The organism is Streptomyces sp., from assembly GCF_036524955.1.
GTDB lineage: Bacteria > Actinomycetota > Actinomycetes > Streptomycetales > Streptomycetaceae > Actinacidiphila.
In genome coordinates this window covers 18,733-32,631 of record NZ_DATDBG010000315.1, presented here as the reverse complement: position 1 = coordinate 32,631, position 13,899 = coordinate 18,733, and the positions used below count along the sequence as shown (strand labels likewise).

The 13,899-nt window shown below is 73.2% G+C and carries 9 protein-coding genes; 2 read left to right on the top strand and 7 right to left on the bottom strand.

Features of this window, described 5'->3' with window-relative positions; all coding sequences use genetic code 11:
* Positions 1–5 precede the first annotated feature (5 nt).
* From murC to VIW71_RS24915, 3 genes are all read right to left on the bottom strand, one after another.
* Positions 6–1,400 (bottom strand): UDP-N-acetylmuramate--L-alanine ligase, encoded by a 1,395-nt coding sequence (murC, locus tag VIW71_RS24925; RefSeq protein ID WP_331624861.1) that lies wholly within the window; start codon positions 1,398–1,400, stop codon positions 6–8.
* 160 nt (positions 1,401–1,560) lie between these two features.
* Positions 1,561–2,031 (bottom strand): indole-3-glycerol phosphate synthase, encoded by a 471-nt coding sequence (locus VIW71_RS24920; RefSeq protein WP_331624860.1) that lies wholly within the window; start codon positions 2,029–2,031, stop codon positions 1,561–1,563.
* A gap of 171 nt (positions 2,032–2,202) precedes the next feature.
* Positions 2,203–3,000: a dihydrofolate reductase family protein gene (locus tag VIW71_RS24915; RefSeq protein ID WP_331624859.1), complete on the bottom strand. Its 798-nt coding sequence runs from the start codon at positions 2,998–3,000 to the stop codon at positions 2,203–2,205.
* A 261-nt stretch (positions 3,001–3,261) separates the two neighbouring features.
* On the opposite strand from VIW71_RS24915, the gene zapE reads away from it, so the two are divergent.
* On the top strand, positions 3,262–4,344 hold the full coding sequence (gene zapE / locus VIW71_RS24910) for a cell division protein ZapE (protein ID WP_331624858.1): 1,083 nt from the start codon (positions 3,262–3,264) through the stop codon (positions 4,342–4,344).
* Positions 4,345–4,798: 454 nt separating this feature from the next.
* On the opposite strand, the gene treZ is transcribed toward zapE, so the two are convergent.
* The 4 genes from treZ to glgX form a co-directional block, all read right to left on the bottom strand.
* The gene (gene treZ, locus VIW71_RS24905; protein WP_331624857.1) at positions 4,799–6,529 is read right to left on the bottom strand and encodes a malto-oligosyltrehalose trehalohydrolase; all 1,731 of its coding nucleotides are present in this window, start codon (positions 6,527–6,529) and stop codon (positions 4,799–4,801) included.
* Between the two features lie 153 nt (positions 6,530–6,682).
* On the bottom strand, positions 6,683–7,216 hold the full coding sequence (locus tag VIW71_RS24900; RefSeq protein WP_331624856.1) for a hypothetical protein: 534 nt from the start codon (positions 7,214–7,216) through the stop codon (positions 6,683–6,685).
* Between the two features lie 129 nt (positions 7,217–7,345).
* Positions 7,346–10,147, bottom strand: a complete 2,802-nt coding sequence (gene treY, locus VIW71_RS24895) for a malto-oligosyltrehalose synthase (RefSeq protein ID WP_331624855.1) — start codon at positions 10,145–10,147, stop codon at positions 7,346–7,348.
* A 100-nt stretch (positions 10,148–10,247) separates the two neighbouring features.
* Positions 10,248–12,395: a glycogen debranching protein GlgX gene (gene glgX, locus VIW71_RS24890; RefSeq protein ID WP_331624854.1), complete on the bottom strand. Its 2,148-nt coding sequence runs from the start codon at positions 12,393–12,395 to the stop codon at positions 10,248–10,250.
* Between the two features lie 255 nt (positions 12,396–12,650).
* Here glgX and VIW71_RS24885 point away from each other — a divergent pair, with 255 nt between their 5' ends.
* Positions 12,651–13,886, top strand: coding sequence for an SAV2148 family HEPN domain-containing protein (locus tag VIW71_RS24885; protein WP_331624881.1), 1,236 nt, complete (start codon positions 12,651–12,653; stop codon positions 13,884–13,886).
* The last annotated feature ends 13 nt before the right edge of the window (positions 13,887–13,899 follow it).

The window sequence follows — 13,899 nt, the reverse complement described above, 5'->3', positions numbered from 1 at the left end:
TCTCCTTAAGCCACGAGGCGGGCGAGGATCAGGGGACCCAGCTCGGTCACGTCGCCCGCGCCCATGGTGAGAACGAGATCTCCCGGCTTCGCCATTCCTGCCACCACGCCGGGGATCGCCTCTTTGTCGTGTTCCGCCATGACGTCGGCGCCGGCCGCGCGCGCCGCGTCGATGATCAGGGCGCTCGTGACACCCGGGATCGGGTCCTCCCGGGCCGGGTAGACGTCCAGTACGACGGAGGCGTCGGCGAGCGCCAGCGCGGCGCCCATCTCCGCGGCCAGCTCGCGCGTACGGCTGAACAGGTGCGGCTGGAAGACCACCAGGACCCGCTGGTCGCCCGCGGCGCCCCGGATCGCCTCCAGGTCCGCGGCCATCTCGGTCGGGTGGTGCGCGTAGGAGTCGATGACCTGTACGCCCGCCGCCTCGCCCTTGAGCTGGAGGCGCCGCTTGACCCCGGTGTACTTCCCCAGCGCCGAGGCCAGATTGCGGGCCGGTGCGCCGATCGCGATACCGGCCGCCAGAGCGGCGACGGCGTTGTGCGCGTAGTGCCGGCCCGGCACGGAGACGGTGAAGGTGAGCATCCGGCCGTCGAGGAGGACGGTGACCTCGCTGGTCAGGCCGCGCGGGCTGATCCGGGTGATGCGCACGGACGCGGACTCGGACTCGCCGACGGTGACGATGTTCAGCCCGCCGGTGTCGCGGACCCGGCGGGTCAGTTCGACGGCGCCCGGCTGGTCGGCGGAGATCACCAGCGTCCCGCCGGGACGCACCTTGCCGACGAAGGTCTCGAAGGACTCGTAGATCTCCTCCAGCGAGGCGTAGTTGGCGTGGTGATCCAGCTCCACGTTGAGGACAACCGCGACCTCCGGGGCGTACGTGTGGAAGCTGCGGTCGCTCTCGTCGGCCTCGGCGACGAAGATCTCGCCGCTGCCGTGGTGGGCGTTGGACCCGGGTGCGTCCAGGTCGCCGCCGATCGCGTACGACGGCTCAAGCCCGAGCGCGGTCAGCGCGACCGCCAGCATCGACGTGGTGGTGGTCTTGCCGTGCGTGCCCGCGACCGCGATCGGCCGCGCGCCGTCCATGAGCGCGGCCAGCGCGTCGCTGCGGTGCACCACCGGAACGGCTCGCTCCCGGGCCGCGACCAGCTCCGGGTTCTCCGCGCGGATCGCGCTGGAGACGACCACGCAGGTCGCGTCGAGCGCCAGGTGGGCGGCGTCGTGCCCGATGTGCACGGTCGCGCCCAGCGCGCGCAGCGCCGCCGCGGTCTCGGACTCCCTGGCGTCGCTGCCTGCCACCCGTGCCCCGCGCTGGGCCAGGATCTTCGCGATCCCCGACATCCCGGCGCCGCCGATCCCGATGAAGTGCGGTCGGTCCATGGCGGGTGGAATGGACGTGCTCATGCGCGGATCTCCTGGGGTGCGGGTGTACGGCGCCGCGTGCGTCGCCTGCGGGGTACGTGCGTGCGGGCCGATTCTCGCACCCCCCGGGCACGCGGGTCGGCCGGCGGCGATCCCGGCGGGGCGGGCGGCGGGGTCGGGGGTCGCCCCGCCGGGCGTACGGCTAGGTCGTCTGCTGGGCGAAGAGCTTGAGCACCGGTACGCCCACCTTGTGGCGGGCACGCGAGGTCCAGTCGCGGTGGAAGAACTCCTCCACGAAGTGCGGCGCGGTCAGCACGATGACCTCGTCCGCCTGGGTCTGCTCGACGACCGTACGCAGCGCGTCCAGCGGGTGGTGCTCGACCACCTGGCCGACCGCCTCGGCGCCCGCGGCCCGCAGTGCCTCCAGGGAGTGCGCGAGGGAACGCTCGGCGGGCGGAAAGGCCGCCGAGCCGGTCGGCTCCTCGCTCTCCCGGGCCGCGGCATCCAGATGTCCCAGCGCTACGTCGTCCACGGCCCGCAGGAGCCGGTCCTGGTCGCCGCGCGGCTGCATCAGCACGACGAAGGAGACCGTCTCGTCGCCGTGGAGGGTGGTGACCATCTCCACATCGGCGGGGCCGAGCGGCTTCTCGATCATGAGCACGGTCGTGAACACGGGACGCGTCCTTCTCTCTCATGGGCGTTCTCATGGGCCAGCGGGATCACGGCCACCGGGCCGCCACGGAATCAATCCTGCCCCGATCTCCGACCGGCACCGGCCTAAGTCTTCCCGCGTGGCACGAACCGGAACGGGAGAATCCGCTTTTTCGCACCCGTACGGGCCGGATCAGGCGCGGACGTAGCGGGTGAAGAGGTACCCGTCCTCCTCCAGGATGGACAGCGGCACGAAACGGGCGGGTCCGGCGGCGTCCGGACCGGGGACGGCGGGGCCGTTCATGATCCGGGGGGCGTCGCCGCCGGTGAGCAGCGGGGAGACGGTCAGGCACAGTTCGTCCAGCACACCGGCGGCCGCGAACTGGGCGAGGACGCGGGGGCCCCCTTCGTGGAGGAGGCGCACGTGGCCGCGTGCGCTCAGCTCGCGGACCGCACGGACCGGGTCCACGCCGTCGCCCACTCCCGCGATCACCACCTCGGCGCCCGCCTCCCGGGCCGCGGCGAGATCCTTCGCGGGCGCCGCGGCTCCGGTGAGGACCAGGGTCGGGGTCTGGGCCCGGGTGAACAGGGGCGCGGTGAAGTCCAGATCGAGGCGGCGGGTGAGCACGGCGATGGCGGGTGCCGGCGGCCGGCCCTCCGCGGCGCGCCGCGCGGCGAAGTCGGCGCGTGCCCTGGCCGGACGGTAGCCCTCCCGCCGAACGGTTTCGGCGCCGACCAGGATCACGTCCGCGAGGGCTCGCAGTACGCCGAAGACGCGCATGTCGGCGTCCGAGGAGAGGGGCGCCGACGTGCCGTCGGCGAGGGCGGCGCCGTCGAGGGAGGCGACCATGTTGGCGCGCAGGTACGGGTCCGCTGCCCGCGGCGGGTAGGCGTAGGCGGCGGCCAGGCCGACGGGGGTGCCGAGGTCTTCCGCCTCGGGAGGGTGGCCGTCGTACGTGTCCTGCCCGGACGGGGGGTAGAGCCGCTGCATGGCCGCAGTCTGGCACGGGGCGCGCAGGGCTGCCGGTCGCGCGGGGCGCGTACGGGGTTCCGCCGTCGCTGGCCGGCCGGGCGCGGGTGGTGCTTTCCCTCGCCCACCCGCGCGGCACGGAGGTCGGCTGCCGGTCCTCTCGCGGCGGGCCCTTCGCCATCGGCGGCTGCCGGGCGTGGGTGAGATGCCGCGGTTTCGCCGCTCGCGGACGTGGGGTGCGCCACATGCGGCGGAGGAGGGCAGGGGCAGGCACTACGCTGCATGGTCGTGGCCATCTCCGCCGTATCCTCGCAAACCGGTACGACCACCGGACCCGTCGCGCTGAGCGGGCGCGACCCGCAGGTGGACGCGGGACGGCTGGTGGCCGAGATGGTGCCGCCGCCGCGCTTCGACGCGGTGAGGTTCGGCACGTACCTGCCGGATCCGGCTCAGCCCAGCCAGGCGGCGGCCGTGCGGGGGCTGGAAGGGTTCGCCGCGACGATCACCGGACCTTCGGCCGGCCGCCGCAGGAGCTGGTTCCGGCGCGAGGCCGAGCCCGCGCGACGTCCGGACGGGGTGTACCTCGACGGCGGCTACGGCGTCGGCAAGACCCACCTCCTGGCTTCCCTGTGGCACGCCACCCCGGCACCCCGGGAGCAGAAGGCGTTCGGCACCTTCGTCGAGCTGACCAACCTCGTCGGCGCCCTCGGCTTCCAGCGTGCCGTCGAGGCACTGCGGGGCCACCACCTGGTCTGCATCGACGAGTTCGAACTGGACGACCCCGGGGACACGGTGCTGGTCAGCACACTGCTCGGCAAGCTCGCCGACGCCGGGGTGCGGCTCGCCGCCACCTCCAACACGCTGCCCGGCAAGCTCGGCGAGGGCCGGTTCGCCGCGACCGACTTCATGCGGGAGATCCAGAGCCTGTCCGCGCGCTTCCTCTGCCTGCGGGTCGACGGCGAGGACTACCGCCACCGCGGCCTGCCCGAGGCCCCGGCACCGTACACCGACGAGCAGGTCACCGCGGTGGCCCACCGTACGCCCGGCGCGGCCCTCGACGACTTCCCGGCGCTCGCCGCCCATATCGCCACCGTCCACCCCAGCCGCTACGGGGCGCTGTGCGACGGCGTCGAGGCGGTCTTCCTGCGCGGCGTCCACCCGGTCACCGACCAGGCCGCCGCACTGCGCCTGGTCGTCCTCGCCGACCGTCTCTACGACCGCGAGATCCCCGTCATGGCCTCCGGCGCCCCCTTCGACCGCCTCTTCACCGAGGAGATGCTCACCGGCGGCTACCGCAAGAAGTACTTCCGCGCCGTCTCCCGCCTCACCGCGCTGGCGCGCGACGCGAAACGGCTGAGCGCCTGACCCCACGCACCGTCGGGGGCCGCGGCGGCGCCTCGCGGCCCGTCCCGGTTCGGCGGACGACGAGGGCACGGCGGAGCACGACGCGGACGATCTGTGCCCCCGGTCGCGCGTGGCGCCGGACCGGGGGCCGGTCGGCCCGGCGGCGTACGACCCGTCCGCCACGCCCGGTGGGCCAGCGGCAAGCACCGGGCACCGGCGGAGACGGAACGGATGCCGCCGACGGCCTTCGACGTGTCCGCCCGACGCGCCCGCCTGCCGGTGGACTGATCCCCGTCACCCCGAGCACGCCGTGCGCTGCGCCTCCTGCCACTCGCACACCGGGCAGAGCGTGGCGCCCCGCGTGCTCGCGGGGTACTCGGTCGGCTCACCGCACAGTACGCAGTCCGCCCGCGGCTCACCGTCCGGACCCGAGTCCGACGCTTTCCGCTGCTCTTCCGGGGGAGTCGTCACCCCTTCACCGTAACCCTTGCTCCCGCAGTACGGCGGCCCCGCGGGCCGGGAGTTGCACGGCCGGGCCCCGCAGCAGCTTGCAGGCGGGCCGGGCCAGCACCACCTCGCAGGGGACGTCCAGGGGCACCCGGGCGGGCGCGTCCGAGAAGTTGACGACCGTACGGAAGGGGCCGCGGGCCAGGAGCAGCGACCGGCCTCCCGCGGTGGCCGTCACGGCGTCGAACTGGGGGTCGGTGAGCGCGGGTTCGGTGCGGCGCAGCGCGATCAGCGCCCGGTACCACTCCAGCAGTTCGCGATGGACGGGCTTGTCCGGTTCCGCCCAGTCCAGGCAGGAGCGATCGCGGGTCGCGGGGTCCTGCGGGTCGGGGACGTCCTGCTCGGTCCAGCCGTGCGCGGCGAACTCCCGCCGCCGGCCACGGGTGATGGCCGCGCCGAGCTCCGGGTCGTCGTGGTCGGTGAAGAACTGCCACGGGGTGGCCGCGCCCCACTCCTCGCCCATGAAGAGCATCGGGGTGAACGGCGAGGTGAGCACGAGCGCGGCGGCGGCGCCCAACTGGTCGGGGGTGAGGCGGTCGCCGGTCGCGCGGTTGCCGACCTGGTCGTGGGTCTGGGCGTAGCCGAGCAGCCGGTGCGCGGGCACGGCGGCGACGTCGAGCGGGCGGCCGTGGTGCCGGCCGCGGAACGAAGACCAGGTGCCGGCGTGGAAGAAGCCGTGCGTGAGGGTCCTGGCGAGGGCGGTGGGCCCGGCGGCGGCGAAGTCGGCGTAGTAGCCGCGCGACTCGCCGGTGACCGCCGTGTGCACGGCGTGGTGGAAGTCGTCGTTCCACTGGGCGTGCAGGCCCAGGCCCCCCGCCTCGCGGGGGGCGGTGGTGCGCGGGTCGTTGAGATCGGACTCGGCGATCAGGAACAGCGGGCGGCCCAGCGCGGCGGACAGGCCGTCCACGGCGGTGGACAGCTCTTCCAGGAAGTGCAGCGCCCGGGTGTCGACCAGGGCGTGCACGGCGTCCAGCCGCAGTCCGTCGAGGCGGTAGTCGCGCAGCCAGGACAGGGCGCTGCCGATCAGGTAGTCCCGCACCTCGTCGGAGCCGGGCGCGTCCAGATTGACCGCGTCGCCCCACGGGGTGTGGTGCAGATCGGTGAAGTACGGGCCGAACGGCGGCAGATGGTTGCCGGACGGGCCGAGGTGGTTGTGGACCACGTCGAGTACGACGCCGAGCGAGTGCCGGTGCGCCGCGTCGACAAAGCGCTTCATCGCCTCGGGGCCGCCGTACGGTTCGTGCACCGCCCACAGCGACACGCCCTCGTACCCCCAGCCGTGCCGGCCGGGGAACGGGCAGACCGGCATCAGCTCGATGTGCGTGACCCCGAGTCTGGCCAGGTGCGGCAGCCGCTCGACGGCCGCGTCGAAGGTGCCCTCGGGGGTGAAGGTGCCGATGTGCAGCTCGTAGAGGACCGCGCCGGGCAGCGCGCGGCCCGGCCAGGGCGCCGACCAGGCGAAGGCGGGGTGGTCGACCACCGCGCTGCGGCCGTCGGGGCCGTCCGGCTGGCGGCGCGAGCGGGGGTCGGGCAGCGGCGGCCCGCCGTCCAGCAGGTACGCGTACCGTGTACCGTGCCGGGCCGGCAGGTCCGCCGTCCACCAGCCCGAGCGCGCCGGGTCGGGGCCGAGAGGGTGCGTGCGGTCCTCGATCAGGATCTCCACCTGCTGGGCGTTCGGCGCCCACACCTCGAACAACACGCACGGCTCCCGTCTGGTCAGAATCGGTCGTCCCAGGACAGATCATGCCCAGCGAAGGTGGTGGTGCATCATCCGCCGCGGTTCCCGACCGCCGGTCGGGGCGCGGTCGCGCAGCGGAACGAAGCGCCGTGCCCGGTCCTACCCGGCGCGCGGTCAGCGCAGCGGCTCGTACGTCTCCTCCTTGGCGTTCACCGGCAGGTACTCGGGCACGCTGCGGGCCACGCAGGCGTGCAGACGGGTCATCAGCTCCGCGGCGGGCGGCCGGCCGAGGCCCAGCAGCGCGGCCACCCGGTCGCGGCGCTCGTCCAGGTCGGGGAAGGTCGTGCGGTACTGCGCCTCCAGGCCGTCCGGCAGGAAGCCCCGGCCGGGCAGGCAGTCCTGCCAGTACGGCAGCCCGATCAGCAGTTCCAGCGCCTCGGCCAGCGAGTCCGCGATCAGCCCGGCCTCACCCTCCGCACTCACGTAGAGCACCGGCCGGTTCGCCTCGCCGACCGCGCCGACCTGGTAGTACGTACCGCCCGCGCCGTCTCCCGCGACAGCCTTCAGCGGTACCCCTGACGGCAGATGTATCTCCTCCCCGTGCCCGGACCGGGACGGCTCGAAGTCGCCCGGCCAGGCCAGGAACTCCTCGGCCTCCGGGATACGGAGCAGTTGCCGTAGCAGGGGATCGGTGTCGTCGGTCGTCATGAGGTCGAACGTAACAGCGGGGTCTGACAATGTGCTGTGATCCGGAGGCCCTTGCAAACACTTTGCTCTCGGGTCACGGAGCGTGTCATTCCGGTGTCCCTGGGTCATTGCGCGCGGCCCCGGCAGGCCTCACGCCTCCCGGGTGAGCAGGGCCACGGGTGAGCCGTCCAGCAGCTCGCCCAGCGGTACGCGGCCCTCGTACGTGCCGCCGCCGAGGCGGTCGCGCCACCGGCCGGGCGGCAGCGGCAGGACGGTGCCGCGCCAGCCACCCCCCTCCGCCAGGCGGCGGGAGAGGCGGGTCACGGCGGTCAGGGCGCCCCCGCCGCGCAGGAAGGCCACGCAGTGCCCGGCGGCCGGGCCCTCGGCGGCCAGCGGCTCGTACGCGGCCGCGGGCCCGTACCACTGCGGGTGGTCGCGGCGCAGACGCAGTGTCACGGCGGTCAGGCGCAGCTTGACCTCGTCGAAACCGTGCGGGGCCGCGCCGTCCAGCAGGCCGCGCAAAGTGCGGTCGCGGCCGAAGCGCGTGGTCCCGGGGACCGGCGCGGTCAGCGGGCCGCGGTTGTCCGGGTCGACCAGGGTGCGCACCGGGAACTCGGTGCCCTGATAGAGGTCCGGGACGCCCGGCATCGTGAGGTGCAGCAGGGCCGCGCCCAGCGAGTTGGCCTCCTCGTACGGCCGGAGGCGCCCGGCGAACTCCCCGATGTCGTAGACCTGCACCCCGCACGGCCCCTCGCCGGCGAAGTCGCCGACCGCCTGCTCGTACGCCTGGTCCGGCTCCGTCCACGTGGTGCGCAGCCCCGCCTCGCGCACCGCCTTGAGAGCGGCCGGGACCAGTCGGTCGGGGTGGCAGAACCCCAGCCCCACGCCGGTCTGGAAGACGCTGTACTCGGTGTGCCGGTCCGGCGCGGGCGGGCACCCCAACGCCTCGGCTCGCGCCGGGTGTTCCCCGAGCCACGCCCGCCACGCGTCCGGCATCTCCGACAGCACGGCCAGCCGCAGCCGCAGATCGGCGCTGCGCTTCGTGTCGTGCGTGGACAGCACGGTGCCGGTGCCTGGCCGCTCCCGCACCACCCGCGCGCAGTAGGCGTGGAACTCCTCCGGCGTCGTCGCCGGCCGCCCCGGGTCCCGCCCCACCTCGCACAGCGACAGCAGCGGCACATAGCGGTAGAACGCGGTGTCCTCCACCGCCTTCGCGTGCAGCGCGGAGGCCACCTGCGCGAAGCGCACCGCGAAGTCGTCCGCGTCCGGGTGAGCGGCGTCCTGCGGGGCGGCGTTCTGCCCGGCAGCCTTCCCGGCCGGGGATCGCGCGCCCGCGTCGGTCCCGGCGGTGGCGGCTCGGCCGCCGGAATCCCGTGCGGGGGCAGACGCCGCTCCGGGGCCCGGCGTGTCAGCCGGCCGTGCGTGCGCGTCGGAGCGCGGCACCCTGCCGGCGTTCGGACGGTCGTCGCCCCTGCCCGTGTCCGGGACGGTGGCGGTCCCGCCACCGTCCGTCTCGGCGGCTCCGTGCGTCTCCGGCTCACCCGCCACTCGCCCGGACGCGGGTCCCGCCCCGGGCCCCTGCGCAGCGGCCGGGCGCGCGCCCGGGTCAGCGGCCTCGCTCGCCTCCGGCTCACCCCCTGCCCGTCCCAGCGCCAGATCGCGGACGAAGTCCAGCGCCGGGGCCAGCTCCGGGGAGGACTCGCATCGGGCCTCCGCCGTCGCGCGTTCCAGCATCGCGGCGTCGTGGGCGGTGGGCGGGGTGCCGGGGCGGACGTAGGGGCGGTAGACGGGGACGCGGACCAGGAGTTCACGGATCGCGGTGGCGAGGGTTTCCGGCGAGCAGAGGGGACGGCCGGGCAGGGCTGCGCGTTCCGCCGTGCGGCGCAGGCGGCCCACCTCGGCGGCGAGGTCGTGGGTGACGATGCGGTAGGCGGCGCGGCGGGCGGTCGGCGCCCAGCGGCCGCCGCGGTCGTCGGGGACGCCGGTGAAGTCGCGGTAGAAGGCGGCCAGTTCCGCCACCCCCGCCGGGTCGGTGAACAGGCCGTCGATCCGGTCGAGGGCGTCGTAGCCGGTGGTGCCCGCGCACGTCCACTCCTCGGGCAGCGACTCGTCGCGGTGCAGGATCTTCTCCACCACCGTCCAGCGGCCGCCGCTCGCCTCCGCCAGGCGCCGCAGGTAGCCGGCCGGGTCGGCGAGCCCGTCGGGGTGGTCGATCCGCAGGCCGTCGGCGACCCCGTCCCGAAGCAGCCGCAGCACCGTCGCGTGGGTGGCCTCGAAGACCTCCGGGTGCTCCACGCGGACCGCGATCAGATCGGAGATGGTGAAGAAACGGCGGTAGTTCACGTCGGTGCGGGCGGCCCTCCAGTACGCCAGGCGGTACCACTGCGCGTCCAGCAGTTCCGGCAGCGGCAGTCCCTCCGTACCGGGCCGCAGCGGGAACCTGTGATCGTGGTACCGCAGCACCCTGCCCCCGGCGGCCTTGTCCCGTACGACCGACAGGTCGCCCAGCACGTCGGGCACGGGCTCGCCGAGGACCGGCAGCAGCACCTTGCCGCCGAGCGAAGACCAGTCGATGTCGAACCAGTCGGCGTACGGCGAGGAAGGGCCGTCCCGCAGGACCGCCCACAGCGGGCCGTTGAGGTGTTCCGGGGCCGGGACCGCCATGTGGTTGGGGACGATGTCGAGGATCAGGCCGAGACCGTGCTCCCGGGCGGTACGGGAGAGCTCGCGCAGGCCCTGCTCGCCGCCGAGCTCGGCCCGTACCCGGGTGTGGTCCACCACGTCGTAGCCGTGTGTGGAGCCCGGGACCGCCTCCAGCACCGGGGACAGGTGCACATGCGTCACGCCCAGCGCGGCCAGGTACGGCACCGCCGCGGCGGTGTCGGCGAAGGTGAAGCCGGGCTGCACCTGCACCCGGTAGGTCGCGCTCGGCGTCACGGAGTGTGCGGTCATGGGGTCTCTCTACCCCGGATCGGCCGATCCGGCGCGCGGAGGCGGTCCGAACCCGGCGAGTCCCGACCGCGGGACCGGCCCGCTCAGCCCGCCGGCCCCCTCAGTCCGCAGGCCGCTGGAGCACCACCAGGCTCCGGTCCGCCAGCCGCAGCCGGTCCCCCGCCCGCACCCACTCGCCGGTGCCCGGCGGCACCCCGTCCTGCCGCTCCGTGTCGATGACGACCTGCCACTCCTTGCCGTGGTTGACCGGCACCAGGAACTCCTGGGAGCGAGGCGCCGCGTTGAACATCAGCAGGAAGGAGTCGTCGGTGACCCGTTCGCCGCGCGGGCCCGGCTCGGAGATCGCGTTGCCGTTGAGGAAGACCACCAGCGATCTGGCGTCCCCGGCCTGCCAGTCCCGCTGCGTCATCCCGTGGCCCTCCGCTGTGAACCAGGCGATGTCCGACAACTCGTCGTGGGTGCCCTCCACCGGCCGCCCGTGGAAGAACCGGCGGCGCCGGAAGACCGGGTGGTCGCGGCGCAGCCACACCATCGTGCGCAGGAAGTCGTGCAGCCGGTGCGCCTCGTCGTTCTCCTCGTTCTCCTCGCCGGTGCCCGGTTTGTCGGGCCAGGCCACCCAGGCCAGCTCGTTGTCCTGACAGTAGACGTTGTTGTTGCCGTGCTGGGTGCGGCCGAACTCGTCGCCGTGCGAGATCATCGGCACACCCTGCGAGAGCATCAGCGTGGCGAGGAAGTTCCGGATCTGCCGCCCGCGCAGGGCCAGCACGTCCGGGTCGTCGGTGGGCCCCTCGACCCCGCAGTTCCAGGAGCGGTTGAAGCTCTCGCCGTCCCGGTTGCCCTCGCCGTTGGCCTCGTTGTGCTTGTCGTTGTACGACACCAGGTCGCGCAGCGTGAAGCCGTCGTGGCACGTCACGAAATTGATGGAGGCCAGCGGCCGGCGGCCGTCGTCCTGGTAGAGGTCGGAGGAGCCGGTCAGCCGGGAGCCGAACTCCGCCAGGGTGGCACTCTCGCCGCGCCACAGATCCCGTACCGTGTCGCGGAACTTGCCGTTCCACTCCGTCCACAGCGGTGGGAAGTTGCCCACCTGGTAGCCGCCCTCGCCGACGTCCCACGGCTCGGCGATCAGCTTGACCTGCGAGACCACCGGGTCCTGCTGCACCAGATCGAAGAAGGACGACAGCCGGTCCACCTCGTGGAACTGCCGGGCCAAGGTGGCCGCCAGGTCGAAGCGGAAGCCGTCCACGTGCATCTCGGTCACCCAGTACCGCAGGCTGTCCATGATCATCTGAAGGACGTGCGGGCTGCGCATCAGCAGCGAGTTCCCGGTGCCCGTGGTGTCGGTGTAGTAGCGCTTGTCGCCGCCGAGCCGGTAGTACGAGGCGTTGTCCAGACCGCGCAGCGACAGCGTCGGGCCCAGGTGGCTGCCCTCGGCGGTGTGGTTGTAGACCACGTCGAGGATCACCTCGATGCCGGCCCGGTGCAGGGCGCGTACCGCCGTCTTGAACTCCAGCACCTGCTGCCCGCGGTCGCCCAGCGAGGAGTACGCGTGGTGCGGCGCGAAGAATCCGATGGTGTTGTAACCCCAGTAGTTGGCCAGCCCCGCGTCCATCAGGCGGTGGTCCTGGATGAACTGGTGCACCGGCATCAGCTCCAGGGTCGTCACCCCCAGCTCCACCAGGTGGCTGATCACGGACGGGTGACCCAGCGCCGCGTACGTACCGCGGATCTCCTCCGGCAGCCCCGGGTGCCGCATCGTCAGACCCTTCACATGGGCCTCGTAGATCACGGTGCGGTGGTAGTCGATCCGGGGCGGGCGGTCGTCCGCCCAGTCGAAGTACGGATTGACCACCACCGAGGTCATGGTGTGCGGGGCCGAGTCCAGATCGTTGCGCGAGTCGGGCTGACCGAACCGGTAGCCGTAGACCGCCTCGTCCCAGTCGATGGTGCCGCTCATCGCCTTGGCGTAGGGGTCCAGGAGGAGTTTCGCGGAGTTGCAGCGGTGGCCGCGGGCGGGATCGTACGGCCCGTGCACACGGAAGCCGTACCGCTGCCCCGGCATCACTCCCGGCAGGTAGGCGTGCCGGACGAAGGCGTCCGCCTCGCGCAGCTCCACCGCCGTCTCCGAGCCGTCGTCGTGCAGCAGACACAGTTCGATACGCGACGCGACCTCGGAGAAGACGGCGAAGTTGGTGCCCGCCCCGTCGAAGGTGGCGCCGAGGGGGTACGGATGACCCGGCCAGACTTGCATGTCGTGACTCTTCCACTCCCGGACCGGACCGCGCGGCAGATCCTCGTTCCGGTCCTGTATCCGCGCACCCGGCACTTATGTTGCCGGGACATCCTCCCATCCGGTTCCGCCCGAGGGTGACACAGCCGCGACAGCCGGCGATCGCAGGGGGATGAGGTTGTCGGTAGTAGTCAAGTAAGGTCAACACGGCTGCGACGCCCCCCGTACCGCAGTACCCTTCCTTGATCGTGGACGGGGGTGGGAGGCGGTGACGTGGTGACGTCCGGAGGTCTGATGCTCCCGGGTGGCGGAGAGCAGGGTGACCAGCACGACACCACCGACGGCATGCCCGGCGCGGTCGGCCTCGCCGCGCCGCTGGAGATCGGAGCGGAACTGGACTGGGGCGCCGACGCGTGGGCGGAGGTGCGCACCCGCGCACGACGCGCCGCGCGGGCATACGTCTGGCTGAATCTCGTCGAACAGCGCCTGCGGGCCGTCGTCAACGCGGTGCTGCGCCCGGTCTACGAGCCGGTGCACGGCGAGGAGTGGGTGATCGCCGCGGCCGGCCCGGCCGGACACGAATGGGTGCAGCGGGCGGTCGCGGTACGTGAGGTGAGCCGCCGCAAGGGCTTCCTGCTCGATCCGGCCGACGACAACGTGCTCAGCTTCCTGACGCTGCCGCAGCTGCGTGAACTCGTGGTCCAGCACTGGCCCTGCTTCGAGCCGTACTTCGACGACCGGCGCGAGCTGGAACTCGCCCTGGACGAGCTGGAGGTGGCCCGGCACGTGGTCTCCCGCAACCGGGCGCTGTCCAGGATGGTCCTGGACCAGTCCGAGCGCGCCTCCGCCCGGCTGCTGGAGATGCTGGGCGCCGGACCCTCCCGTACGGTCGCACAGCGGCTGCCGGTGGACGCGATGGAGGAACTGGTCGCCGACCGCTACTCCGACGTCATCGGCGTGTACCCCGATCGGGTGCGGTTGCAGCGCCAGCTCCCCGTCGAGGACCTGTTCTCCGGCGCCCGGCGGCTGGACGCCGTCGGCATCGGCCTCAACCTCCTGGTGCAGAACTTCTCCGGGCGGCGGCTGGTACGGCTCGCCGAGTCCGGCTGCCGGGTGCGGCTGCTCTTCCTCAACCCGGCGAGCAGCGCGGTACGGCGGCGCGAGCGCGAACTCGGTCTCGGGCGCGGTGAGCTGAGCCGGTCGGTCGAGATGAACATCATGCACATGCGCCGGGTGCGGGCCCGGTTGCGCGACCCGGGCGCCTTCGAGATCCAGGTCTTCGACGAGACCCCGCGGTTCACCGCGTACCTGGTCGACGGGGACAGCGGGGACGGGCTCGCGGTCGTGCAGACGTATCTGCGGCGGGCACGCGGCATGGAGGTGCCCGTGATGGTGCTGCGCGGTGGGGCGCGCCGGGTGGTGGACGGCGAACGGCCTGCGGAGAGCGGTCTGTTCGAGGTGTACCGCGAGGAATTCGAGGGCATCTGGACCGATTCACGGCCCGTTTCCTGAGCGGCTGTCAGCG

Coding starts and splice junctions, on each gene's coding strand:
- murC (WP_331624861.1), bottom strand. CDS start 1,400: ATGAGCACGTCCATTCCACCCGCCATGGACCGACCGCACTTCATCGGG.
- VIW71_RS24915 (WP_331624859.1), bottom strand. CDS start 3,000: ATGCAGCGGCTCTACCCCCCGTCCGGGCAGGACACGTACGACGGCCAC.
- zapE (WP_331624858.1), top strand. CDS start 3,262: ATGGTCGTGGCCATCTCCGCCGTATCCTCGCAAACCGGTACGACCACC.
- VIW71_RS24900 (WP_331624856.1), bottom strand. CDS start 7,216: ATGACGACCGACGACACCGATCCCCTGCTACGGCAACTGCTCCGTATC.
- treY (WP_331624855.1), bottom strand. CDS start 10,147: ATGACCGCACACTCCGTGACGCCGAGCGCGACCTACCGGGTGCAGGTG.
- glgX (WP_331624854.1), bottom strand. CDS start 12,395: ATGCAAGTCTGGCCGGGTCATCCGTACCCCCTCGGCGCCACCTTCGAC.